Source organism: Polaribacter haliotis, from assembly GCF_014784055.1.
Taxonomy (GTDB): domain Bacteria; phylum Bacteroidota; class Bacteroidia; order Flavobacteriales; family Flavobacteriaceae; genus Polaribacter; species Polaribacter haliotis.
The window spans coordinates 2,582,707-2,605,491 of the sequence record NZ_CP061813.1 but is presented as its reverse complement, the minus strand read 5'-3'; the positions used below and the strand labels follow the sequence as shown (position 1 = coordinate 2,605,491).

The following is a 22,785-nucleotide window of genomic DNA, read 5'->3' as shown; positions in this document are numbered from 1 at the left end:
AAAAATTAATTATATCCCCCTAAAAATATGAAATTAAAAGCAACAACATATCGTACACTTAGTGGTACCAAAGAAATTATAGAATTACCGAAAAAGCATAGTGCACAATGGGTTATTTATGAAGATAATAAACCTAAATACTTTGTAGATTGTTTTAAATTAGAGATAGAATCTAATGCAATAATGAACAATTTGGTCTTGTGTAATAAAGAACCTATTGAAGATGTTTTAGAAAAAATTAATAAAAGAAATAATATTAATTTATCGATTCCTAAAATTTCTAGAATTGGTTTTAAAAAGAAATTAAAATCTGTATTTACAAACTTAGATTTACAACCAATTCCAGAAAAATGGTTGGCTTATTCTTTGTAAATTTTTACAGTTAATTCGTCTTTATTGTTCATAGAAGCTCTGTACATTCCTGCAGTATTAAATTCGAAAGACATATTACCATTTTTATCTAAAGCAACAACACCACCTGTTCCACCAAGTTTGGTTAATTTATTTTGTATTACATCTTTTGTGGCTTCTTTTAATGTTTTTTGTTGATATTCCATCTTTGCAGAAATATCGTACGCAACTTGACTTCTTATAAAATATTCGCCCCAACCTGTTGATGAAACTCCACAGGTTTTATTATTTGCATACGTTCCAGAACCAATAATTGGTGCATCTCCAATTCTTCCCCAACGTTTATTTGTCATTCCTCCTGTAGATGTTCCTGCAGCAATATTTCCATCTTTATCTAAAGCCACACAACCAACAGTTCCAAACTTTGCATTTTTAATATCTGCATCGTAAAAAGCCGCTTTTTTATCATCATGATCTAATTCCGTTTTTGCTCTGTCTTTTATTCTTTGTAAAGATTTAAAACGGTTTTCTGTGTAAAAATAACTTGGGTCTACAATTTCCAACCCTTTTTCCTTTGCAAAAGTGGATGCTCCTTTGCCTGATAACATAACATGGTCGGAATCTGTCATAATTTTTATTGCCAATTCAATCGGACTTTTAACATTGGTAACACCTGCAACTGCTCCTGCATTTAATGTTTTCCCATCCATAAAAGATGCATCTAATTCGTTTGTTTCTTCATGTGTAAAAACGGCACCTTTTCCTGCATTAAACAAAGGAGATTCTTCCATAACTTGTATGGTTTTCATTACAGCTTCTTGGCTTGTTCCTCCATTTTTAAGAATTGTATGTCCAACTTTTATCGCTTCTTCTAATTTTGCTTTATATGCAGCTTCTCTTTCATCAGACATATTTTTCTTTAAAATAGTTCCAGCTCCACCATGAATTATAATGGCAAATTCGCTTTGTTTTTGTGAGGTCTTTTCTACTACTGAAGTGTTTTGAGTTTCATTTTTACATCCAAAAGAAAATAGTAAAAAAACGAATAAAAGGTTTAAAAAAGATTTCATAATTAAGTTTTTTAGCAGGAATTAAAATTACGAAAATTAAATTTCTTTAAAACCTTTAAGTTCTATTAGTTCAAAATCAATCAAAATAATAGCATTTTACGTCTTAATTTCTTTCTTAGTTTTAATTTCCAACTATTTTAATATAAATTGCTTACTCACAAATATTAGTTTACAAATGAAATTATTTAAAACCTTCTTATCAGTTAGCTTGTTTCTAGGTGCTTCCACTTCTTTTTCGCAAGCAACAACTACAAACGAGCCAAATATTGTGTTTTTTTTGGTAGACGATTTAGGATATTATGATTTAGCTGTTTACAATAACTTGTTAACCAATGGTTCTAAATTATACGAAACACCAAACATAGATGCTTTAGCTAATGAAGGAATTTTATTTACTCACGGCTATGAAGCTGCACCTAGATGTGCTGCGTCTAGAACATCTATAATGTCTGGTAAATTTGAATCTAGACCTTCAGTTTCTGGTGGTTTATATTTAAATTCGGATAATAATACCAATGGTTATGCAGAAACCACATTTGCACAAGCTTTAAAAGACAAAGGTTATAAAACTTTTTTTATTGGTAAATGGCATTTAGGACATGATGCACAACATTATCCAGATAGTTTTGGTTTCGATATTAATATTTCTGGATCAGATTTTGGAGCACCTCCAACTTATTGGTATCCTTACACAGCCAATGGAAAAACCTTACCAGATTTAAGTACTGGTGGTCAAACTGGTGAGTATTTAACAGATAGAATTACCAAAGAAACAAATTCGTTTATAGAGAATCAAGTAACAAACGCTCCAACTCAACCTTTTTTAGCAATGGTTTCTCATTATGGAGTACATACACCTTTAGAAGCTAAAAGTGCAGATGTAACTTATTTTCAAAATAAAGTAAATAACACAACATATACAGTTAATGAATTTGAAAATGATTTAACAGCAAAAACCAAATTAAGGCAAGACAATGCAACGTATGCAGCAATGATTCGAAGTATCGACCAGAGTTTAGGAGAAATTCGTGCTAAATTAACTGAAAAAGGAGTTGCAAATAATACTATAATTATAATAACATCAGACAATGGAGGTTTATCTACCACAGAAGTAGGTGGGAACCGAGAATTAGCAACATCTAACAAACCATTTCGTGGTGGAAAAACTTGGTTATTTGAAGGCGGAATTAGATTACCATTAATTGTTTATGGACCAAAATATAGAAGTGGTGTTATAGAAGACGAACCTGTTGTTGGTACAGATTTTTTCCCAACAATTTTAGAAATGGGAAATGCTCCTTTGTTACCTAATCAACATTTAGATGGAGAGAGCTTCCAGGACTTATTATTAACTTCTGCAAATGGTGGAGATGCTACTTACAGCAGAACAAACCCAATTATTTGGGATTTTAATTTTGCAAGTTCTGGTACAGCAAATGTTAGTATGGCTGCAGCAAGACAAGGAAATTATAAATTGTTAGAATACAAATACAATAATGTTTTTGAATTGTATGATGTTGTAAACGACCCAAGTGAATCTACAGATTTAAGTACTTCTAAACCAGAAATCGTAAAACAATTAAAGACTGCGTTATTTAATTATAGAAGTAAGGCTGGCATTAATCATAGAGTTGGAAATTCTAGTCATATAGCTGAAAACAAATATTTGTATGATAATATGAATGCCAAAACAGGCTCTAATATTCAGCCAGATTTAGGTTGCTCTAAACCAAGTACAGCAAATAGTATTATTTATAATGAAGGTTTTGAGTGTTGGTACGATTTAGATTGGCCAATAAATGTAAATTCAAAGTCAGTAGCTACTCTCGAACGCGCAAATGCTGCAGATGTTAGAACAGGAGATTTAGCACTAAAAATTAATGTGGTAAATGGTGGTGGTTATGGAAAAGTTAGGGTTACAAATACTGCTTATTTTGACGATTTATCTGGCAGAGACATTACTTTAAATGTCTTTGCAAAGTCGAATAATAGTAACAATATTCGTTTTCAATTAAAAGTAAGTTATACAGATGGTACAAATAATACGATTCTTGGAGACCCATTTACAACTAGTAGTTCTTATACAGAATATTCTCATACTTTTACTGCTGCACAAATTACAACCAAAACCACAGAATCTGTGGAAGTAAGATTACAATTAGGTAAAGATAATGGAGAAATATTTTTAGACGATTGGTCTAGCATTGTAACTGGTGCTGCATTAAGTGTAGAAATAAATGAGGAACTGGCTTCAATATCTATATATCCAAATCCTACTTCTAATTTTATAAAAATATCTGGTCCTTTGGTGGTTACAAAAGCCTATCTATTTGATATTAATGGTAAAATGGTTAAAAAAGAGATTGGAGATGTAGAACAAATTGACATCAAAAAAATACCAAAAGGAGTGTACCTATTAAAAGCATTTATTGAAGGAAATAAATATTTTACGAAGAAAATTATTAAAGAATAAGTCATTTGTCATATTAAGAAATGACATTCGGCTGTCATTTCGAATGAAACGCAGTGGAATCTTACCTTTCGAATTTACATCTGAGATTTCTCCACAAGATCGAAATGACAAAAGAATGTCATTTTGAGCGAAACGCAGTGTAGCCGAAAAATCTCTCTTTAATTATTCTAAAAATTTAATCTAATTTCTGAATAGTATCTAATTTAAGATTTCTCCACAAGGTCGAAATGACATGGATAATTTTGTTTAAAATTAAACAATTTATAATGTTTTTGTTTAATTTATCTATTTGTAAAATTATTCGTAAATTCGAACTTCTAAAATAAAGAATATTATTTAATAACTATTTTAAAGTTAAAAGTCTTTATTTTTAGATTCCCACTTTCGTGGGAAAGACATTTTCAAAGGTACTTTAAGGCTATTGCCTAAAAGACTTTATTTTTTTTAAGAAACAAAAACAAACTGTAAAATGACAGATTTCGGAATTAAAGAAGCCTTACAAGAATTAGGTGTAAAAGATATAAATAACGGAACTTCTACAGGTTCAAATAATTTTTCGAATGGAGAAATTATAGAATCTTATTCTCCTGTTGATGGAAAATTAATAGGAAAAGTAAAAACAACCACAAAAGAAGATTACGAAAAAGTGATGGAATCTGCAACCAAAGCTTTCAAATCTTTTAGAGATATTCCTGCGCCACAAAGAGGCGAAATTGTGCGTCAGTTTGGGAACAAATTAAGAGACAGAAAAGAAGCACTTGGTAAATTGGTTTCTTATGAAATGGGAAAATCTTACCAAGAAGGTTTAGGAGAAGTACAAGAAATGATTGATATCTGCGATTTTGCAGTTGGTTTATCGCGTCAATTAAATGGACAAACCATTCCGTCTGAAAGGCCAGGGCATGTTATGAGAGAACAATGGCATCCAATTGGTGTTGTTGGTATTATTTCTGCATTTAATTTTCCAGTGGCAGTTTGGGCTTGGAATACAGCTTTAGCGTGGATTTGTGGTGATGTTTGTGTGTGGAAAGGTTCCGAAAAAGCACCTTTATGTACGGTTGCTTGTCAGAATATAATTGCTGAAATTTTAAAAGATAATAATTTACCTGAAGGTATTTCTTGTATTATCAATGGAGATTACAAAGTTGGAGAAATGATGACGACAGATACAAGAATTCCGTTAGTTTCTGCAACAGGTTCTACAAGAATGGGAAGAATTGTGGGTGCAACTGTTGCCCAACGTTTTGGGAAAAGCTTATTAGAATTAGGAGGAAATAACGCAATTATAATTACACCAACTGCCGATTTAAAAGTAGTAGTTCCTGGTGCTGTTTTTGGCGCTGTTGGAACGTGTGGACAAAGATGTACATCTACCAGAAGATTAATTATTCACGAATCTGTTTATGATAAAGTAAGAGATGCTATAGTTGGTGCTTACAAACAAATTAAAATCGGAAATCCTCTAGATGAAAACAATCATGTTGGTCCATTAATTGATAAAAATGCAGTAAACACCTATTTATCTGCTATCGAAAAAGCAAAAGCTGAAGGAGGAAACGTATTGGTTGAAGGTGGAGTTTTAGAAGGAAAAGGATACGAATCTGGTTGCTATGTAAAACCAGCAATTATTGAAGCTGAAAATCATTATGAAATTGTGCAACACGAAACTTTTGCGCCAATTTTATATTTGATGAAATACAGTGGAGATGTAGAAAATGCCATTGAAAAACAAAATGGAGTTGCACAAGGTTTATCGTCTGCAATTATGACGAATGAAATGAAAGAAGCAGAGAAATTCTTGTCTTATGCAGGATCTGATTGTGGAATTGCAAACGTAAATATCGGAACTTCTGGTGCTGAAATTGGTGGCGCATTTGGTGGAGAAAAAGAAACTGGTGGAGGAAGAGAATCTGGTTCTGATGCTTGGAAAGTATATATGAGAAGACAAACAAACACCGTAAATTATTCTGATGAATTGCCTTTAGCACAAGGAATTAAGTTTGATCTTTAAAAATTTAAAGTATTATTTTATTTATAAAACCTAACTTGAAAGAGTTGGGTTTTTACTTTTTAACTCACTTTTAAATCTTAACTTTCTCAAAAAAAACAGCTAACTTCGTTTAACTTCTGATATAAAACATTAAAAAGTTCTATATCAATATAGTTAAACGAACACTCTAAAAATATTTTAAAAATGTACATCTTACACTTTTTAAACATAAGACCCAACTCTTACGAATTGGGTTTTTTGTTATTTTAAATTTAGAATCAAGTTGGTAAAATAAAATAATTTTTAATTCTAATTTCTATTACAAATCAAAACCTAAATTTTCTGAATACTTCTCTCTAAGTGTAGCTTTTTTAAGAATGCATCTTGCATCGCTTCTTTAGCTTCTTCGTCGTTTTTAAGGTATCTACAAGCAATAAAAAACATTGCTTCACAGAAGAGGTTATATATTTTCAATTGAGCTCTCTGATTGCCTTTTCTGCAATTTAGAATTAAAAGATTTTGTTCTTTAGACATTAACTGGGTTGGTTCTATTCTTAAAAACGAACAAAAAATAAAAGAGTTTCATTTTTTCTAAAATTAAGACAAAAAAAAAGAGACTGGAAAACCAGTCTCTTTTTGTAAAATATAATATTTGTTCTTTGCTTAGTTATTCAAAGCCTCAGCTCTTTTGAATATTTAACTTCGCTACGCTACGTTTAATTATTCAAAGCCTCAGCTCCACCAACAATTTCCAAAATTTCGTTTGTAATTGCTGCTTGACGTGCTTTGTTATACGTTAACAATAAATCGTCTCTTAAATCTTTTGCGTTGTCTGTTGCTTTGTGCATTGCAGTCATACGTGCACCATGTTCTGAAGCGAAACTATCTCTAATTGCTTTGTATAATTGAGTTTTTAAAGATTTAGGAATTAATGCTTCCACAATTTCTTCTTTAGAAGGCTCAAAAATATAATCAGAATTTACTGCATCTGCATCTCCACCTTCAATTGGTTTAATAGGTAAAAACTGCTCTACTTGTGGCAATTGTGTTGCTGCATTTTTAAACTGGTTGTACACCAATTCAATTTTATCATAGCTACCATCAGCATATAAATCCATTAAATTTTGTGCAATTGCTGCAACATTATCAAAAGTTAAATCGTCAAAAATCTCATTCTCAGACCTTACAATTTTACATTTTTTTGATAAAACGCTTCCTTTTTTACCAATTGTAAATAAATCTACAGTTGCGTTTGCGTATTTTGCGTCGATTGTTTTTACAACTTCTTTTGTAATTGAAGAGTTAAAACCACCACACAAACCTCTGTTAGATGTTACTACAACCATTAAAACTTTAGAAACTTCTCTTTGTGTAGAATATACTCCACCAGCATCGCTATCTAAAGTTGCACTTAAATTTTGCAACAATTCAGTTAGTTTAGATGAATAAGGTCTCATTGCAGTAATTGCATCTTGCGCCTTTTTCAACTTTGCAGCAGATACCATTTTCATGGCAGATGTAATCTGCATTGTTGAACCAATTGAGGTGATTCTATTACGTATTTCTTTTAAGTTTGCCATTCTTTAGTTGTTAGTTATTAGTCTTTAGTTTTTAGTGTTACTGTCTAAAAGCTATAAGCTAACGTCTATTATGCAAAATGCTTAGATATTTCTGCTGCTGCTGCTGTTAAAGTAGCAATAACTTCGTCTGTTAATTTACCAGACTTTAAAGTATCTAAAGTATCTCTATGCTTTGCGTTTAAATAATCGATATAATCTCTTTCGAATTTCTTCACTTGGTTTACAGGTACATCTTTTAACAAGTTTTTAGAACCTGCATAAATGATTGCAATCTGGTCTTCCACTGGATAAGGATCATTCTGAGCTTGTTTTAAAATTTCAACATTACGTTGTCCTTTAGAAATTACACTCATTGTAGCTGCATCTAAATCTGAACCAAACTTAGCAAAAGCTTCTAATTCACGATATGCTGCTTGATCTAATTTTAAAGTACCAGATACTTTTTTCATAGATTTAATCTGTGCATTACCTCCAACACGAGATACAGAAATACCTACGTTAATTGCTGGTCTTACACCTGAGTTAAATAAATCTCCATCTAAGAAAATTTGTCCATCTGTAATCGAAATTACGTTTGTTGGAATGTATGCAGATACATCTCCTGCTTGAGTTTCAATAATTGGTAATGCAGTTAAAGAACCTCCACCTTTTACGATTCCTTTCATAGAATCTGGTAAATCGTTCATTTCACTTGCAATTTTATCATCATTAATAACTTTTGCAGCTCTTTCTAATAATCTAGAGTGTAAGTAAAATACATCTCCTGGGTATGCCTCACGTCCTGGAGGTCTTCTTAATAATAAAGAAATTTCACGGTAAGCAACAGCTTGTTTTGATAAATCATCAAAAATAATTAAAGCTGGTCTTCCTGAATCTCTAAAATATTCTCCAATTGCAGCTCCAGCAAATGGTGCATATACTTGCATTGCTGCAGGATCTGATGCATTTGCTGCTACGATTGTAGTATAAGCTAACGCTCCTTTTTCTTCTAACATGTTTGCAATTGCTGCAACTGTAGAAGCTTTTTGACCAATAGCTACATATATACAATATACTGGCTCACCAGCATCGTAAAATTCTTTTTGATTTAAAATAGTATCTAAAGCAACTGTAGATTTACCTGTTTGTCTATCTCCAATAATCAACTCACGCTGACCTCTACCTACAGGAATCATTGCATCAATAGATTTAATACCAGTTTGTAATGGCTCAGTTACAGGCTCTCTATAAATAACTCCTGGTGCTCTACGCTCCAAAGGCATTTCGTAAGTAGTTCCTTCAATAGGACCTTTACCATCTATAGGACTTCCTAAAGTATCTACAACTCTTCCTACAATTCCTTCACCTGCTCTTAAAGAAGCAATACGTTCTGTACGTTTTACTGTAGAACCTTCTCTAATTGAAGTAGAAGCTCCTAATAATACAACACCTGCATTGTCTTCTTCTAAGTTTAATACGATACCTTCCAATCCGTTTTCGAATTCTACTAATTCACCATATTGAACATTAGAAAGACCATACACACGTGCAATACCATCTCCTACTTGTAAAACAGTTCCTACTTCGTTTAAAGTAGCTTTTGCTTCAAAATTTGTTAACTGTTGCTTTAAAATTGCTGATACTTCAGCTGGTTTAATACTTGCCATCTTTTATGATTTGATGTATAATTAAATTTTTGGAATATAGTGACTGTTGTCAAATTCCTTTTTCAATTCGTTTAAATAATTAGAGATACTAGCATCATACTGTACATCTCCAACACGTAATATAAATCCTCCTAAAATAGCTGGATTTATTACGTTTTCTAAATTTGCTTTTTCGCCTGTTAAAGCTACAATTTTATCTAAAACTTGCTTTTCTACTTCTTTCGTTAAAGCAACAGCTGTAGTAACTTTCGCCACTTGTGTGCTTTTTAAATGATCGAAAACAATTGCATATTTCTTAGCAATAGGCTCTAACATTCCAATTCTTTTGTTGTCTTGTAACAAATGGAATAAACCTAATGTAATGTTGTCTACCTTACCATCAAACAATGCTTTTAAAACATTCATTTTGTCTGTAGATTTTACGATAGGACTTCTTAACATTACCTCAAATTCTTTATTCTCGGCAATTGTTTTTGCAATAAAAGACATGTCGTCATTTACTGCAGACTCCGACTTAGAATCTGTAGCAAGATTTAAGATTGCTTTGGCGTAACGTAATGCTGCTCTTGCGTCTTTCATTTATGCTTAGTTTAAAGTAACGTCTTTTAAGATATCTTCAACTAATTTAAGTTGATCTTCTTTGTTAGATAATTCTTTCTTAATAACAGATTCTGCTATACCAATAGATAAATCTGCAACGTTCTTTTTAATTTCTGCTAAAGCCGCTTGCTTTTCTTGAATAATAGAAGCTTGTGCTTTTTCTATTAATGAAGCAGTAACTTCTTTTGCATCTTCTTTGGCTTCTGCAATCATATTATCTCTAATATCTCTTGCATCTTTCATCATTGCATCTCTTTCTGCTCTTGCTTCTTTTACCAATCTTTCGTTATCTGCTTGTAAATTTTGCATTTCTTTACGAGCATTTTCTGCTGCTTCCAATGCATTTTCAATTCCAGATTCTCTTTCTTCTAAAGATTTTAAAATTGGTTTCCAAGCAAATTTTACCATTAGTGCAATTAAAGCCAACAATAATATTGTTGACACTACAAATAACCCTGGTGAAAAATCGTTTAATAAAGTTTCCATTCTATAAACTAATTATATATTTTTTCTTTTTTGTTTAATTTTAAAAATAGGTTCTGTAACCAACCGTTACAGAACGCTATTTTTTGTTTTTGTTTGGATTATTTTCCTAAGAATAATGCTCCAAATGCTAAACCTTCTAATAATGCAGCGATAATAATCATTGCTGTTTGAATTTTTCCAGTTGCTTCTGGTTGTCTAGCAATACCTTCCATTGCTTTTCCACCAATTTGACCTAAACCAATTCCTGCTCCGATTACGATTAATCCTGCTCCAATTAAATTGTACATAATAAATGTATTTATATTAAATTAAACAAACTTTTATTAATGATGCTCAGGCTCTGCTACTGCCATACCAATAAATAATGCTGAAAGCATTGTAAAGATATACGCTTGTAAAAAAGCTACTAAAACCTCAATTAATGTTATAAAAAATGATAATACTAAAGACAATCCTGTTGCACCAACAACCCCTAAAGATTCTTTAAGTGTAAACATAATTGCAATTAGACTCATTACCACAATATGACCTGCTGAAATGTTTGCGAACAAACGTACTAATAATGAAAATGGCTTAATGATTAATGCTCCAGCCAATTCTATAATTGCCAAAACTGGACGAATTAAAACAGGAACTCCTGGCATCCACAACATGTGCATCCAATAATCTTTATTTCCACTTACTGTATAAATTACCAATGTAAAAATTGCCAAACAAGCTGTAACTGCTAATTGACCTGTAACATTAAAACCTAAAGGTGTTAAACCTACTAAGTTTAAAACCCATATAAAAAAGAATACAGTTAATAAATAACCAGTGAATCTTCTGTAATGTTTATCTCCAATATTTGGCTTAGCAATTTCGTCTCGAACGTATAAAACTAATGGCTCTAAAACTCTTGCAAAACCTGTAGGAACGTTTTTAGTTTTGTATTGTTTTGCCAATCTAGAAAACCAGAATAACAATAACAATCCAATTAATAAAATACCAAAAGCACTTTTTGTAATTGAAAAATCTAAAACTTTGTGTGCGTTTTCTGCATGATGGTCTTTGTCAAAAGCAACTGTAGAAGCACCTTTATCTAATTCGTAAATTTTTGAATGAATCTTCGCGAATTTTAATCCTTTCTTTTCTACGATTACATGTCCATCGTCATTATGATGAAATTCTGAAGACATAAATGTAACCAAACCTTCACTAGTCCATAAAATTACTGGTAAAGGAAAACCAACATGTTTTCTTTCTCCTGAATCGCTTGTGTAAGAAAATAAAGAAAAATCGTGAGAATCTTTAATGTGATGTAGAATATAAGCGTCTACTTCTGCTTTCGTATTTACACGACCACCATCAGTATCGTGATCTTGTTTTTTATCAGATTCTGAAGCAAAACTAACCGCTGTAAAAAGGATTATTGCTACTATTGTAAGAAACTTGATTGTTTTTTGTGCAACCTTCATTGTAAAAATACGCTTTCTAAATTCGGCGCAAAGGTATGCAATTATTCAAAAATACAAACTGTTTTTATTGAATTATTTTTTATTCTTTTTGGTTGAGTATTTTTAGTACAAAAATCGCTTCTGTTAACAAAAAAATAAAAAGTGGAATAAACAACGCAATTTTTTCAGAAAAGCTAAACGAATCTACTGTAAACAAAGGGTTATAGAAAAATATAGCGAAAAGAATTAACTTAACAACTAAGGTGCCTAAATAGATAAAACCCAACTGTGGGAAAAGTTTATCAACAGTAGAAACAAACCTTAAATTTATACATATTAAAGCAGAAAAAAAGGCATGAAACAGATATACTTTCTCCAAAGAAAACTGCAATTCTAAACCTTGGGATTCTATAATCTTTAGGTGTGTGTAATAGCCTATTAAGAAAAGAGCAACAAACACTAAAATATATCGAAAGATATCTTTATTCATTAATTTTATTGGCTTGTTTTATCAAAGCATACATCGCTAAAAAAATTGCTAGCAACGTAATTGTTTCTGTTAAGAAAGTTAGTTCGAATTGTTTATCTAACCATTTTCCTAGTAAAAAACCTAAATAAATGGTTAAACCCATTTGTAGACCTGCACCAGAAAGTGCAATGGCTTTGTTAAGCGGTTTTTTCTGAGGTTTTTTTGCTTTCATTACTAGGATTCATTTCTTTTAATGCGCCTTTCATTGCACAAGTTGCGTTGAAGGTTGCACCAGGTTCAATTGATAGTTTTCCAATAGTTACATCTCCAGAAATATTTGCAGTTCCTTTAATGGTTAAAGTTTTAGAAACTTGTAAGGTTCCAGAAAATTTTCCTTCGATATCTGCATTTGTAGCTTCTACATTTCCTTTTACAAAGCCATCTACACCAATAATAACGCGACCTTGAGTTTTTAAAGTTCCTTCTAATGTTCCATCGATTCTAAAATCGCCATCAGATTTAATATCTCCAACAATGGTTGTATTTTTTGCAACAACATTTCTTTCCATAGCTTTCGTTTTTACCGGTTTTTTTTCTTTACTGTTAAACATATTTATTTGTTTAATTGTTCTAAGATTTCTTTTGCTTTTTTGCCTTCCTCTGAATTTCCATAGTTAATTGCAACAAACTCTAATGCTTCTTTGTAAATTTCTTTCGGCAAATATTTACCAATAGCATAGGCTTTTAAAAGCTCGAATTTTGGTTTTAATTTTGAGCTTGCTATCGTTGGTAAAATATCGTTAATTGCAATTAATACATTTTTATATTCGCCTTTTTTATATAAATAATAGAGTTCTTTGTACGATTTTTCTACTTCATTAACTTTTACGTTTTCTTCAAACTTTTTCTCTGGGTTTTTTATCAACTGTGCAAAAACGGTATCTGGATAATCTGTAAGAATCGTGTTTTTGTATTTTAATGCTTTGTCTGTTTCGCCAGCATCTGTATAAGTTTGATATAAATGCCAATTTATTGGTAATAGTAAATCTTTTCTTGGTTGTAAAGTAGATACTCTTTCCAAACGCATTATCGCCAAATTTCTATTTTTAAACTGCTCTTTATAGATGATTCCTAATTCGTATAAAGCCTGATTTCTATCAACTTTTAAACTATCTATAACTTGTTGTTCTGTTGGAATTTTTTCTAAATAACTCGCCAAATCGTATCTTGTATCTTTGGTTACAGTCGCAACAGAATCTGTTTTAGAAATGGTATTGCTTGCTTTTTCTGAATAACGCCAATTGTCTTCCAACTTTCTATTTCCCCAAATTCTTTGGAATTCAGTTTTACCAAAAGCTAACGTTTGCTGATTGTAAAAATACCATTTTCCTTTTTTAGCAGATTGCAAAGAACCTCCTCCAAAAGAACCACCAAATGCTAATTGATTCAGTTTTAATTGTGCAGCTTCTTCGTCCTTTACTTTTAAATTATCAATATAATTTTGAAAATACGTTTCTTGCTCGATTTTAGAAAGTGATGCAATTCGCACAATACTATCGTGTCTTTCTACAATATCTTCGAACTTAATTAAGGAAGCTAAGTTTTTATATTTTCTTTTTACACGTCTAATTCGCAAGTCTAAACTATCTTGAGAAACATTTAAAACACTATCGTAATAAGAACTTGCTAGTTGATATTCTGAATTTTTAAAATACAAATTTCCTAAATTTTCGTAGGTAAATGTTTTCTGTTTGTCTCCACCATTTAAGGCTCTTAGCGATTTATTGTAATATTCTGTCGCTAATTTTAAACTGTCGTTATTTTCGTGTAAAGTCGCAACTTGATAATATAATTCGTCTAAATAAGGTCTGTTGTCTCTGTTTTTAATCAGTTTTTGCATTCTTGCCAACAAACTGTTAGATATAGAATCGTTATTGGCATTTCTTGCCAATTCTATATTTGCATGAATTTTATATTTATAAGGTGCTTTTTTGAATTCTGTTAATCGATTAAAAACCATTGTTGCAGAATCTTTTTTGTTTTCTTGAGCATAAATTTGCCCTAAAATAAATAGGTTTCTTGCAGCCTGATCTCTGTTTGCTTGTGTTCTTGTTGCTAATTGTAAATACCTTTTTACTTTTTGAATGCTGTCTGCTTTTACATACGCCATTGCCAAAGTTGTGTATGCCTGTTCTTTAATTTCGTCTGGAAAATCTGGTTCTAATGTATCTTTTACAACCATTAAAAGCTTCATAGATTCTATTGCAAATTCTTCGTTGTCTAAACGAATGTTCGATTTTGCTCTCCATATTTTTGTTTCAGCTATTAAATTTGCATCAGGATAGTTTGCAATAACATAATTAAAAGCTTCAATCGCAGGAATAAAACGTTGTGAATAATAGCGCGATTTTCCTAATAGTAAATATGCATCATCAATTTGACGGTTTCTCTCTAAACCATCGATATTCATTCCATGTTTTTGAATCGCTTTTACGGCTTTTTCTTCTGCTTTTTCGAATGGAGTTCCAGCGCTTTTGGTTTCTTCTTCTTTATTAGAATCTCCAAAACCTGCTCCCATTCCAGAACTTTTGAATGATGGAACTACAATTTTACGTTCATCAAACTCTATGGGTTCTATTGGTAATTGTTTAAACCAATCGTCTTTATAACCTTCGTTAATGCCTTTAATTCCTTGTTTGAACGCCTCTTCTCCATTAAAAAGAATGTTAAAATAGGCAGTCATAGCATGAAAATTCCTACTAATAACAGTATCTTTTTTTGTGCTACAAGAATATATAGCTCCAAAAGCAATGGCAATAAAAAGGATTTTTTTAATGTGTTTCATATATTGAAAAAACTCTTATCTAAAACTAAATTCTGTCGAAAATAGTATAAATAAGAGTGTAAAAATAGTAATAAATTAAGAATCGTCTTTCTTTTGTTGTGAAATAAAGACTTCAACAAGCTCAGTCTGACATTATCTTTTTCATTTATCCTTGAGAAAATTAGGATTAACCTCTTCTAAAATCGGTATGTTTCACTACGTAGGAAAATGGAAAACATAGCCAATCTTGGTGGAAAAACTTTGCGACTCTACAACTTTGCGTCTTTGCGTTTAATTTTACAAAAAACTACAAAGCAAAATAACTCTCCAACTCTTTTAAAGTTGCTTCAGAAGTTTCGATGTCTTTTACAACTGCTCCTTTGTCTAAAACCACAATTCTTTCGCAAACTTCTGTTACGTGGGTTAAATCGTGACTAGAAACCAAAACCGTAATTTCTCTGTTTTCGGTTAATTCTTTTATAATTTTTTTCAATCTAATTTGTGTGGTTGGATCTAAGTTTGCAAATGGTTCATCTAAAATTACTACTTGCGGATTTCCCATTAATGCAGCAACAATTCCTGCTTTTTTCTGGTTTCCTTTACTTAAATCTCTTAAATATTTCTTTTTTCCTACAATTTCTCCGTTGAAAAATTCATCAAATTTTGATAAGAATTTTGCAACATCAGCTTTGTTCATTCCTCTTAAATCGCCTATAAAATCGAAATATTCTTCTGGTGTTAAATAAGTGATTAGGAAAGATTCATCAATAAAAGAACCTGTAAAATTCTTCCATTCTTCACTTTCGTTTACAACAATATTATGATTGGAAATTTTTCCAGTTGTTGGTCTAATTAAATCTAATAATATATTGAACAATGTTGTTTTTCCTGCACCATTATTCCCCACCAAACCAAAACTTTGTCCTGTTGGAATGTCTATTTTTTCTACGTTTAAAACTTCTGCTTTTCCGTATTTTTTTGATATTGTATCTATTGTAATCATTGTGTTTTCTTTTAAGTTTGGTATTATGCTTCTTTTCCGAATGCGTTAATCATAACATATTTGTCTTTTATGTATTTTTTCTCAATAAAATTCATCGCGTAATTTTTACAAAGCAAACTTATAACACCTATTGATGCTACAACTATGTAACCAGAATTACCACCAACAAATTTGTTGAAAAGCCAAAATAACAACATCGGAATTCCCATAATTGGAATTATTATTATAAACTGAGTAGCGCTTGTTCCTTGCGTATTTCCAAAACCACTTTTGTTTAAATCGATTCTTTTTCTGTTGAATGAACCTGCATATAATAAAAACAGTGAGTTAAAACCAATGTTAAAAATGGCTCCAGCTGTTATCATTAAAAATGTGTCGACTCCAAAATATAAATAAGGGAAACTTAAAAAGTATAAAATGGTTGTCATAACCACCATTAAAATCCATTTAGATTCTAAGAATTTTCTGTATTTAAAACTCTGACTCATTAGCAATTTATAATGTGCACTGTCCCAAGCAGGAATAAACTGACCGTAATTTAATGCAAAACCTCCAGTTACAAATAACGATGCAAACATTAACATGGCTGGCATTTCTTGATAGGTTTTCTGTGTGAAGAAAATTAAACCATATAATAAGAATAGAAACGACATTAAAAACACCGTTTTTGTTCTTTTATTTCTCCAAATAAGACGCATATCGTTTTTTATAAATGGAGCAACATCTCCTAATTTATCTGCAAAAGATAAATCTACAGATTTCGCTTCTTCTACTTTCGTTTTTACAGCTTCATCTAAATACAACAAGTCAAATAATTGTTTGAAATTTAAATGATATAAAACTGCTAAAACAGCAACACCAATTAACGAATACACTGGGTTTGCATAAATAGCATCGAAAATTTTACCTCCAAAAGCAGTTACATTGTAAATATCGAACTTGTGTAAGCCAATTAAACCAACCAAAAGAGCAACTATAACCCCTAAAGCAATATTATTTTTATTGATTAAAAAGTTTAAGAAGTTTGCAGATTGGATGATTAATATCATCGTGAATAACCAACCTAAAACACCTAAAGTGTTATAACCTTCTATCATTAAAACAACTGCAAAAGGCACATAAAAAAACAAGCCTAAAAAGTTGAAAAAAGATACTGAAGATTTCCCTAATACATAATGCACCAATTTGCTTTTTTTTATCGGTAAAATTAGCATTGGTTTTATATTCATTACAGGTAATTTCTGCATTAAATACCTAAATATTAGGTCTCCTAAAATTGCATATAATAAATAGGAATTTACCAATTGTAAAGGGTCTTGTTCTGGAAACTCTTTTTTTAGAATGTAGTAACCACCAACACCAAGTCCTATAAAAGCAACGATAAAATAAAGCGCAAAAAACACCATTATTATTTTAATTGCGATTCCTTTTTGCCAATGTGCAGAACGAAAATATTGTTTCCATTCGAGATTTAAAAAGTGTGAAAGCATAAGTTTTAATTAGTTTGATTGATAATAAGTAGTTGTAAAATTAAAAATGTTACAAATTTTGTGATAATTTATATTCAGGATAGGTTTCTATAAGTAATTCTTCTGATTTCTGTGGCATTAAATAAGCAGTTACATAAAATAGAATAATTAATAAAGTTGCCGAAAAAGAAATTAGCAATAACCAATGGTTTTCCAAAGAACTAAAACTAACTCTTGTAAGATTTACAAAGTTGAAAATGTTTACAAAAGTAATTGCGGAAAAACCTTGTCTTGTTTCGCAAATCATAGATTCTAAAAGGAAAATCTTCTCTTTCTTCACTTCTTTTTTCTTTTGCTTTTTTCTTGCAATTGACTGTTTTATTAAATCGAAAACAACTAAAATAAAGAGTGCACCTAATAAAACATATTCAGAAAATGGTATTTTTAAAACGAAGAAAAGTGATAAAAAAACAGTTATTGTAGTTACAATTTTAGGCACTGTAAACCATTCTTTAAAAAAACGCCACATTATTTTTCTGTAACGTTTATTCATTTGTTTTTGTTTGGCTTCAATAACATCCATAAAACCAAAAATGCCGAATTTTTTGAATGATTTATCTCTTGCTTCTTCAAATGATAAATTCGGATTTTCTTTCCAGATGCTTTCTATATCATTGGCCAAATGATCTACCAATTCTGTTTGTACATCGTAAAAATAAACGTAGTGTTTTCTGGTGAATTTGTAAAGCTGGTCTATTTGAGTGTTTGTTAGTTTCATAAACTTTTCAACTTTAATTCGATGTTTTTAATTTTTTTACTGGTTTCTAAATGAACTAAAATACCTGCAAAAGATAATATGGCATTTAATGCAGAAACAGAAAACCAAACAAATAAATGAGCTTCTTTTGAAACAGGAATAATGCCCTCAGGTTTTACAAATTGAATAACCGCATTTAAAAATAAAAAAGAAAAGAAAATATAAAAAGTACTGTAAGTTAAATAGCCAGATTTCCCTGTTTTAGAAAATTCTGAAAGATGTAAAATAACTCCAAGAGTTATGGGTGCAAATAAAACGATTAAAGTAACTGTTTTAAAAACACTTAAACTTGCAAAGCTATAAACCATATAGTAAATAGAAACAAATAAAAATATCAACAACAAAGAGGTAGGTTTTATAAACAAATCTTTCACTTTTAAGAAGTACTGTTTTCTAACAATTTTATTAATTGAAAATAATCTTTGTTTTGTTAAACTGTCAAAACTACCATTCCATCCAGAAAAAATAAAAGAATTATTTACTGCATCTTTAAAACCTTCTCCTAACTCTATTCTTTTCTCAACATCTGTAACCACATGATCTAACATTTCTATGCGAATGTCCCAATATTTTACGCCTTCGTTTTCTAAACGATGGTCTATAAATTGTATTTGGTTTTTTGTTAATTCCATGGCGTTAGTTTAACAAGTGTTTGTATTTTTCTAAAATGTGCTTTTTATTTTTTCTGACTACTATAAAAGCAGCTAAACCAAAAATTATTACAAATGAAGCATAAACTGTAAAAAGCAAACTATATGACAGTATAAAATCTTTAATTTCTTCAACTGAAAGTATACTTACTAATAAAAAAGGCAACCAAATATCAGAACCTAAAAATTGTACTTCTTCTAATTTTCTGAATTGTTTTTTATTAATAGATCCAAAGAATACAGATATTGCAAAAACTAAAGTTTGTGAAATTAATAAAACAAGATATAGAGTTTTATTATTTACATTTTCTGATAAAAAATAAAACGCTATTATTATCAATAAAGAAAAAGGTAAAAGTTTTAAATCAGTAAAAAAATTAGAAAATTTTAACCAAGTTTCTTTGCTATAAGTAGACTTAAACTTTTTTCTATCTGTAAAAACAAACTTCCTAATAAATCCCAATTCATTGGATAAATATTGAGATAAATTTCCATTTTCTGTAGTTGCTTCAAAATCTGATATTAAATGATCTACCAACTCAATTCTGGTTTCATCAGAAATATCTGGGTATTTTTTAAGCAAATAACCGTTTAAAAAAGTCAGTTGCTTTTCTGTTATTTCGTAGTTCTTTTTCATCTTACTCCAAACTAAATTTAGGGTTTACCAAACGTTGCATCGTTTTTAAAAACTCTTGCATTTCTTCCAACTTATTGGCGGTTTCTTTGGTGCCACTTTCGGTTAATTTGTAATATTTACGAAGTCTGTTTCCTACTTTTGCAACCTCTACATCTAACAAACCATCTGCTTCTAATTTGTGCAAAGCTGGGTACAAAGCACCTTCTGTAATTTGCAATTCGCCTTTTGTAAGCTCCTTTACATGTTGCGTAATTTCGTAACCATACATTTTATCGTTACTTGCTAATAACTTTAAAATAATGGTTTGTAAAGAACCTTTGTATAATTTCTGATTTCCCATGTTGTAAATATATACATAATTTTTTGATGCATAGAATTCTTAGGTATAAAATATTTTCACAAAAAAATCCTAAGAAAATAAATTCTCAGGATTTTTAAATTATTTACTTCCGATTAAAAAGTAAGATTGTTTCGAATCTCGCAATGACAAAATAATTATTTAGTCACTTTCAAAACTTCAGCGATAATTCTTTCTAAATCTGCCTTTGGTAAAGCACCATTTGCCATTTGTGGTTCGCCTTCTGCAGGGCAAAATAACATAGAAGGAATGCTTCTAATTCCGAAAGCCGCAGATAATTCTTGTTCTGCTTCTGTATCGATTTTATAAATATCTATTTTGCCTTCATATTCGTCTGAAAGTTGCTCTAAAACTGGGGATAATGCTTTACATGGTCCACACCAATCTGCATAAAAATCGATTAATGCTGGTCTTTTTCCTTCAAATTTCCACTCTTTGTTTTCTTCAAAATTAAAAACCTTTTTTAAGAAGGTTTCTTTTGTTAAATTTTCTGTCATAATCATTTAATTTTTTCGACCTCGTCAAAATTCATTATCTCTTCAATAAATATTGAAGAATTCATTTCTATTATTCTGCAAAAGTAGTCGTTTTAAAGCTTTTTTCCTTACAACAAAGCTTTTCAGCAATTTTTAAAACAATTAAATATCTGTTAAATTATTATAAATAAGTTGTTTAACTAAAAAACTTTACTGTAATTTTGATTTCAAGATCAAATAATAATCAAAATGAAAAAAATACTAATTCCTATTCTTTTTGCAAGTGCAATTGTTGTTTCTTGCAAGACTGAAACTAAAACTACAGATATTAAATTGACGTATCCAAAAACAACAAAAAACCCAGTAATAGATACTATTTTCGGAACCGAAGTTGTAGATAATTACAGGTGGTTAGAAGATGATAGAAGTAAAGAAACCGAAGCTTGGGTAAAAGCAGAAAACGAAGTGACTTTCGATTATTTAAGTAAAATTCCATATCGTGAAGAATTAAAAGAAAGATTATCGGAATTATGGAACTACGAAAAAGTAGGTACACCCTTTATAGAAGGAGATTACACCTATTTTTATAAGAATGATGGGTTGCAGAACCAATATGTTGTGTATCGTAAAAAAGGAGATTCAGAACCCGAGGTTTTTTTAGATCCAAATACTTTTTCTGAAGACGCAACTACTTCTTTAGGTTCTTTAAGTTTTTCTAAAGATGGAAAAACTGCTGCATATGCAATTTCTGAAGGAGGTTCTGATTGGAGAAAAATTATCATTATGGATGCAGCATCCAAAGAAATTAAAGAAGATACCTTGGTAGATGTAAAATTCTCTGGAATTTCTTGGTTCAAAAATGAAGGTTTTTATTACTCTTCTTATGATAAACCAGAAGGAAGTGAATTGTCTGCGAAAACCGATCAGCATAAATTATATTATCACAAATTAGGGACTTCACAAAAAAATGATCCTGTTATTTTTGGAGAAATACCTTCAGAAAAACATAGATATGTGGGTGGTTATGTAACTGAGGATAATAATTATTTAGTGATTTCTGCATCAGTTTCAACTTCTGGAAATAAATTATTTTTGAAGGATTTAATGAAACCAAATAGCAAATTAATAACCATTATAGACAATGTTAAAAGTGATACCTATGTTGCAGAAAATAGCCACAGTAAATTGTATTTAGTTACCAATTTAGATGCTCCAAACAAAAGAGTGGTTACTGTAGATGCTAAAAACCCAACTCCAGAAAATTGGAAAGATTTTATTCCAGAAACAGAAAATGTATTGAGTTTAAGTTCTGGTGCTGGTTATTTCTTCGCAAATTATATGGTAGATGCAGTTTCTAAAATTTTACAATACGATTTCAACGGAAAATTAATAAGAGAAGTTAAATTACCAGGTGTTGGTTCTGCTGGTGGTCTTGGTGGAAAAACGGACGCTAAAGAATTATACTTTTCATTTACAAATTACAGCACTCCTGGTTCTTCTTACAAATTCAATCCAAAAAGCGGAACGTATAAATCTTATTGGAAACCATCGATTGCTTTTAATGCGGATAATTATACAAGTAAGCAAGTTTTTTACAAATCAAAAGATGGAACAAAAGTTCCAATGATTATTACTCATAAAAAAGGGGTAGAATTAAATGGAAAAAACCCAACGATTTTATATGGTTATGGAGGTTTCAACGTAAGTTTAACTCCAAGTTTTAGCATTGCAAACGCAGTTTGGATGGAACAAGGAGGCGTTTATGCAGTTCCTAATTTACGTGGAGGAGGAGAATATGGAAAAAAATGGCACGATGCAGGAACACAGCTAAAAAAACAAAACGTTTTTGACGATTTTATTGCAGCTGCAGAATATTTAATTTCAGAAAAATATACTTCTTCAGATTATTTAGCAATTAGAGGAGGTTCCAATGGAGGTTTACTAGTTGGAGCAACAATGACGCAAAGACCAGATTTAATGAAAGTTGCTTTGCCAGCAGTTGGTGTTTTAGACATGTTGCGTTATCACACATTTACAGCTGGCGCAGGTTGGGCTTACGATTATGGAACTGCAAACGACAGTAAAGAAATGTTCGATTATTTAAAAGCATACTCTCCAGTACACAATGTAAAAGAAGGTACAAAATACCCATCAACATTAGTAACAACTGGTGATCATGATGACAGAGTTGTACCAGCACACAGTTTTAAATTTGCAGCAGAATTACAAGAAAAACAAGCTGGTGAAAACCCTGTTTTAATTAGAATAGAAACAAATGCTGGTCATGGAGCAGGAACTCCTGTTGCAAAAACCATAGAACAATATGCAGATATTTTTGGTTTTACCTTATTTAATATGGGTTTCGAGCAATTGCCAAATCCACCAAAGAGTAAAATAAAATCTTAACACTAATTACTGTAACAAATTCTTACTTTTGTTACTAATATTCA

Annotated in this window: 23 protein-coding genes; 4 read left to right on the top strand and 19 right to left on the bottom strand. The window is 30.8% G+C overall.

Features of this window, described 5'->3' with window-relative positions:
• The first annotated feature begins 27 nt into the window (after positions 1-27).
• Positions 28-372, top strand: a complete 345-nt coding sequence (locus tag H9I45_RS11235) for a hypothetical protein (protein WP_088352623.1) — start codon at positions 28-30, stop codon at positions 370-372.
• Here the strand turns inward: H9I45_RS11235 and H9I45_RS11230 are convergent.
• Positions 360-1,421, bottom strand: coding sequence for an isoaspartyl peptidase/L-asparaginase family protein (locus H9I45_RS11230; protein WP_088352622.1), 1,062 nt, complete (start codon positions 1,419-1,421; stop codon positions 360-362). The genes H9I45_RS11235 and H9I45_RS11230 overlap by 13 nt on opposite strands.
• Before the next feature lie 175 nt (positions 1,422-1,596).
• Between H9I45_RS11230 and H9I45_RS11225 the strand changes: the two genes are divergently transcribed.
• Both H9I45_RS11225 and amaB read left to right on the top strand, forming a co-directional pair.
• Complete coding sequence (locus H9I45_RS11225) at positions 1,597-3,894, top strand: sulfatase-like hydrolase/transferase (RefSeq protein WP_088352621.1); 2,298 nt, start codon at positions 1,597-1,599, stop codon at positions 3,892-3,894.
• A 469-nt stretch (positions 3,895-4,363) separates the two neighbouring features.
• Positions 4,364-5,905, top strand: coding sequence for an L-piperidine-6-carboxylate dehydrogenase (gene amaB / locus H9I45_RS11220; protein ID WP_088352620.1), 1,542 nt, complete (start codon positions 4,364-4,366; stop codon positions 5,903-5,905).
• A 312-nt stretch (positions 5,906-6,217) separates the two neighbouring features.
• Here the strand turns inward: amaB and H9I45_RS11215 are convergent, their stop codons facing one another.
• The 18 genes from H9I45_RS11215 to trxA form a co-directional block, all read right to left on the bottom strand.
• The gene (locus H9I45_RS11215; RefSeq protein WP_088352619.1) at positions 6,218-6,418 is read right to left on the bottom strand and encodes an RNA polymerase sigma factor; all 201 of its coding nucleotides are present in this window, start codon (positions 6,416-6,418) and stop codon (positions 6,218-6,220) included.
• A 182-nt stretch (positions 6,419-6,600) separates the two neighbouring features.
• A complete protein-coding gene (gene atpG / locus H9I45_RS11210; RefSeq protein WP_088352618.1) occupies positions 6,601-7,464 on the bottom strand; it encodes an ATP synthase F1 subunit gamma in 864 nt (287 codons plus the stop codon).
• Positions 7,465-7,532: 68 nt separating this feature from the next.
• Positions 7,533-9,110 (bottom strand): F0F1 ATP synthase subunit alpha, encoded by a 1,578-nt coding sequence (gene atpA, locus H9I45_RS11205; protein ID WP_088352617.1) that lies wholly within the window; start codon positions 9,108-9,110, stop codon positions 7,533-7,535.
• Positions 9,111-9,131: 21 nt separating this feature from the next.
• A complete protein-coding gene (atpH, locus tag H9I45_RS11200; RefSeq protein ID WP_088352616.1) occupies positions 9,132-9,689 on the bottom strand; it encodes an ATP synthase F1 subunit delta in 558 nt (185 codons plus the stop codon).
• Positions 9,690-9,695: 6 nt separating this feature from the next.
• The gene (locus H9I45_RS11195) at positions 9,696-10,196 is read right to left on the bottom strand and encodes a F0F1 ATP synthase subunit B (protein ID WP_088352615.1); all 501 of its coding nucleotides are present in this window, start codon (positions 10,194-10,196) and stop codon (positions 9,696-9,698) included.
• A gap of 98 nt (positions 10,197-10,294) precedes the next feature.
• Entirely contained in the window at positions 10,295-10,483 is a 189-nt protein-coding gene (atpE, locus tag H9I45_RS11190) for an ATP synthase F0 subunit C (RefSeq protein ID WP_013993139.1), read from the bottom strand.
• Between the two features lie 36 nt (positions 10,484-10,519).
• Positions 10,520-11,653: a F0F1 ATP synthase subunit A gene (gene atpB / locus H9I45_RS11185; RefSeq protein WP_088352614.1), complete on the bottom strand. Its 1,134-nt coding sequence runs from the start codon at positions 11,651-11,653 to the stop codon at positions 10,520-10,522.
• 79 nt (positions 11,654-11,732) lie between these two features.
• Positions 11,733-12,122, bottom strand: coding sequence for a DUF6168 family protein (locus H9I45_RS11180; RefSeq protein WP_088352612.1), 390 nt, complete (start codon positions 12,120-12,122; stop codon positions 11,733-11,735).
• On the bottom strand, positions 12,115-12,333 hold the full coding sequence (locus H9I45_RS11175; RefSeq protein ID WP_088352611.1) for an AtpZ/AtpI family protein: 219 nt from the start codon (positions 12,331-12,333) through the stop codon (positions 12,115-12,117). Before H9I45_RS11175 ends, H9I45_RS11180 begins: the two co-directional genes overlap by 8 nt.
• Positions 12,299-12,712, bottom strand: a complete 414-nt coding sequence (locus H9I45_RS11170) for a bactofilin family protein (RefSeq protein WP_088352609.1) — start codon at positions 12,710-12,712, stop codon at positions 12,299-12,301. The genes H9I45_RS11175 and H9I45_RS11170 overlap by 35 nt, the downstream gene beginning before the upstream one ends.
• A 2-nt stretch (positions 12,713-12,714) precedes the next feature.
• Positions 12,715-14,946: a type IX secretion system periplasmic lipoprotein PorW/SprE gene (gene porW, locus H9I45_RS11165; protein WP_088352608.1), complete on the bottom strand. Its 2,232-nt coding sequence runs from the start codon at positions 14,944-14,946 to the stop codon at positions 12,715-12,717.
• 286 nt (positions 14,947-15,232) lie between these two features.
• Positions 15,233-15,928 carry an ABC transporter ATP-binding protein gene (locus tag H9I45_RS11160; protein WP_088352606.1) on the bottom strand — a complete coding sequence of 232 codons (696 nt, stop codon included), beginning with the start codon at positions 15,926-15,928 and terminating at the stop codon, positions 15,233-15,235.
• A gap of 23 nt (positions 15,929-15,951) precedes the next feature.
• Complete coding sequence (locus H9I45_RS11155) at positions 15,952-17,418, bottom strand: DUF5687 family protein (protein ID WP_088352605.1); 1,467 nt, start codon at positions 17,416-17,418, stop codon at positions 15,952-15,954.
• Between the two features lie 49 nt (positions 17,419-17,467).
• Positions 17,468-18,175: a hypothetical protein gene (locus H9I45_RS11150; protein ID WP_088352604.1), complete on the bottom strand. Its 708-nt coding sequence runs from the start codon at positions 18,173-18,175 to the stop codon at positions 17,468-17,470.
• Positions 18,172-18,846 carry a hypothetical protein gene (locus H9I45_RS11145; protein WP_088352603.1) on the bottom strand — a complete coding sequence of 225 codons (675 nt, stop codon included), beginning with the start codon at positions 18,844-18,846 and terminating at the stop codon, positions 18,172-18,174. The genes H9I45_RS11150 and H9I45_RS11145 overlap by 4 nt, the downstream gene beginning before the upstream one ends.
• A gap of 4 nt (positions 18,847-18,850) precedes the next feature.
• Entirely contained in the window at positions 18,851-19,501 is a 651-nt protein-coding gene (locus H9I45_RS11140; RefSeq protein WP_088352601.1) for a hypothetical protein, read from the bottom strand.
• Position 19,502: 1 nt separating this feature from the next.
• Positions 19,503-19,841, bottom strand: coding sequence for a PadR family transcriptional regulator (locus tag H9I45_RS11135; RefSeq protein WP_088352600.1), 339 nt, complete (start codon positions 19,839-19,841; stop codon positions 19,503-19,505).
• A 155-nt stretch (positions 19,842-19,996) separates the two neighbouring features.
• On the bottom strand, positions 19,997-20,356 hold the full coding sequence (gene trxA, locus H9I45_RS11130) for a thioredoxin (RefSeq protein ID WP_088352599.1): 360 nt from the start codon (positions 20,354-20,356) through the stop codon (positions 19,997-19,999).
• Between the two features lie 228 nt (positions 20,357-20,584).
• Here trxA and H9I45_RS11125 point away from each other — a divergent pair, with 228 nt between their 5' ends.
• Positions 20,585-22,741 (top strand): prolyl oligopeptidase family serine peptidase, encoded by a 2,157-nt coding sequence (locus H9I45_RS11125; RefSeq protein WP_088352598.1) that lies wholly within the window; start codon positions 20,585-20,587, stop codon positions 22,739-22,741.
• The last annotated feature ends 44 nt before the right edge of the window (positions 22,742-22,785 follow it).

Bases quoted from the DNA above. Each gene is read 5' to 3' on its own strand.
- H9I45_RS11235 (WP_088352623.1), top strand. From the start codon at position 28: ATGAAATTAAAAGCAACAACATATCGTACACTTAGTGGTACCAAAGAA.
- H9I45_RS11230 (WP_088352622.1), bottom strand. From the start codon at position 1,421: ATGAAATCTTTTTTAAACCTTTTATTCGTTTTTTTACTATTTTCTTTT.
- H9I45_RS11225 (WP_088352621.1), top strand. From the start codon at position 1,597: ATGAAATTATTTAAAACCTTCTTATCAGTTAGCTTGTTTCTAGGTGCT.
- amaB (WP_088352620.1), top strand. From the start codon at position 4,364: ATGACAGATTTCGGAATTAAAGAAGCCTTACAAGAATTAGGTGTAAAA.
- H9I45_RS11215 (WP_088352619.1), bottom strand. From the start codon at position 6,418: ATGTCTAAAGAACAAAATCTTTTAATTCTAAATTGCAGAAAAGGCAAT.
- atpG (WP_088352618.1), bottom strand. From the start codon at position 7,464: ATGGCAAACTTAAAAGAAATACGTAATAGAATCACCTCAATTGGTTCA.
- atpA (WP_088352617.1), bottom strand. From the start codon at position 9,110: ATGGCAAGTATTAAACCAGCTGAAGTATCAGCAATTTTAAAGCAACAG.
- atpH (WP_088352616.1), bottom strand. From the start codon at position 9,689: ATGAAAGACGCAAGAGCAGCATTACGTTACGCCAAAGCAATCTTAAAT.
- H9I45_RS11195 (WP_088352615.1), bottom strand. From the start codon at position 10,196: ATGGAAACTTTATTAAACGATTTTTCACCAGGGTTATTTGTAGTGTCA.
- atpE (WP_013993139.1), bottom strand. From the start codon at position 10,483: ATGTACAATTTAATTGGAGCAGGATTAATCGTAATCGGAGCAGGAATT.
- atpB (WP_088352614.1), bottom strand. From the start codon at position 11,653: ATGAAGGTTGCACAAAAAACAATCAAGTTTCTTACAATAGTAGCAATA.
- H9I45_RS11180 (WP_088352612.1), bottom strand. From the start codon at position 12,122: ATGAATAAAGATATCTTTCGATATATTTTAGTGTTTGTTGCTCTTTTC.
- H9I45_RS11175 (WP_088352611.1), bottom strand. From the start codon at position 12,333: ATGAAAGCAAAAAAACCTCAGAAAAAACCGCTTAACAAAGCCATTGCA.
- H9I45_RS11170 (WP_088352609.1), bottom strand. From the start codon at position 12,712: ATGTTTAACAGTAAAGAAAAAAAACCGGTAAAAACGAAAGCTATGGAA.
- porW (WP_088352608.1), bottom strand. From the start codon at position 14,946: ATGAAACACATTAAAAAAATCCTTTTTATTGCCATTGCTTTTGGAGCT.
- H9I45_RS11160 (WP_088352606.1), bottom strand. From the start codon at position 15,928: ATGATTACAATAGATACAATATCAAAAAAATACGGAAAAGCAGAAGTT.
- H9I45_RS11155 (WP_088352605.1), bottom strand. From the start codon at position 17,418: ATGCTTTCACACTTTTTAAATCTCGAATGGAAACAATATTTTCGTTCT.
- H9I45_RS11150 (WP_088352604.1), bottom strand. From the start codon at position 18,175: ATGAAACTAACAAACACTCAAATAGACCAGCTTTACAAATTCACCAGA.
- H9I45_RS11145 (WP_088352603.1), bottom strand. From the start codon at position 18,846: ATGGAATTAACAAAAAACCAAATACAATTTATAGACCATCGTTTAGAA.
- H9I45_RS11140 (WP_088352601.1), bottom strand. From the start codon at position 19,501: ATGAAAAAGAACTACGAAATAACAGAAAAGCAACTGACTTTTTTAAAC.
- H9I45_RS11135 (WP_088352600.1), bottom strand. From the start codon at position 19,841: ATGGGAAATCAGAAATTATACAAAGGTTCTTTACAAACCATTATTTTA.
- trxA (WP_088352599.1), bottom strand. From the start codon at position 20,356: ATGACAGAAAATTTAACAAAAGAAACCTTCTTAAAAAAGGTTTTTAAT.
- H9I45_RS11125 (WP_088352598.1), top strand. From the start codon at position 20,585: ATGAAAAAAATACTAATTCCTATTCTTTTTGCAAGTGCAATTGTTGTT.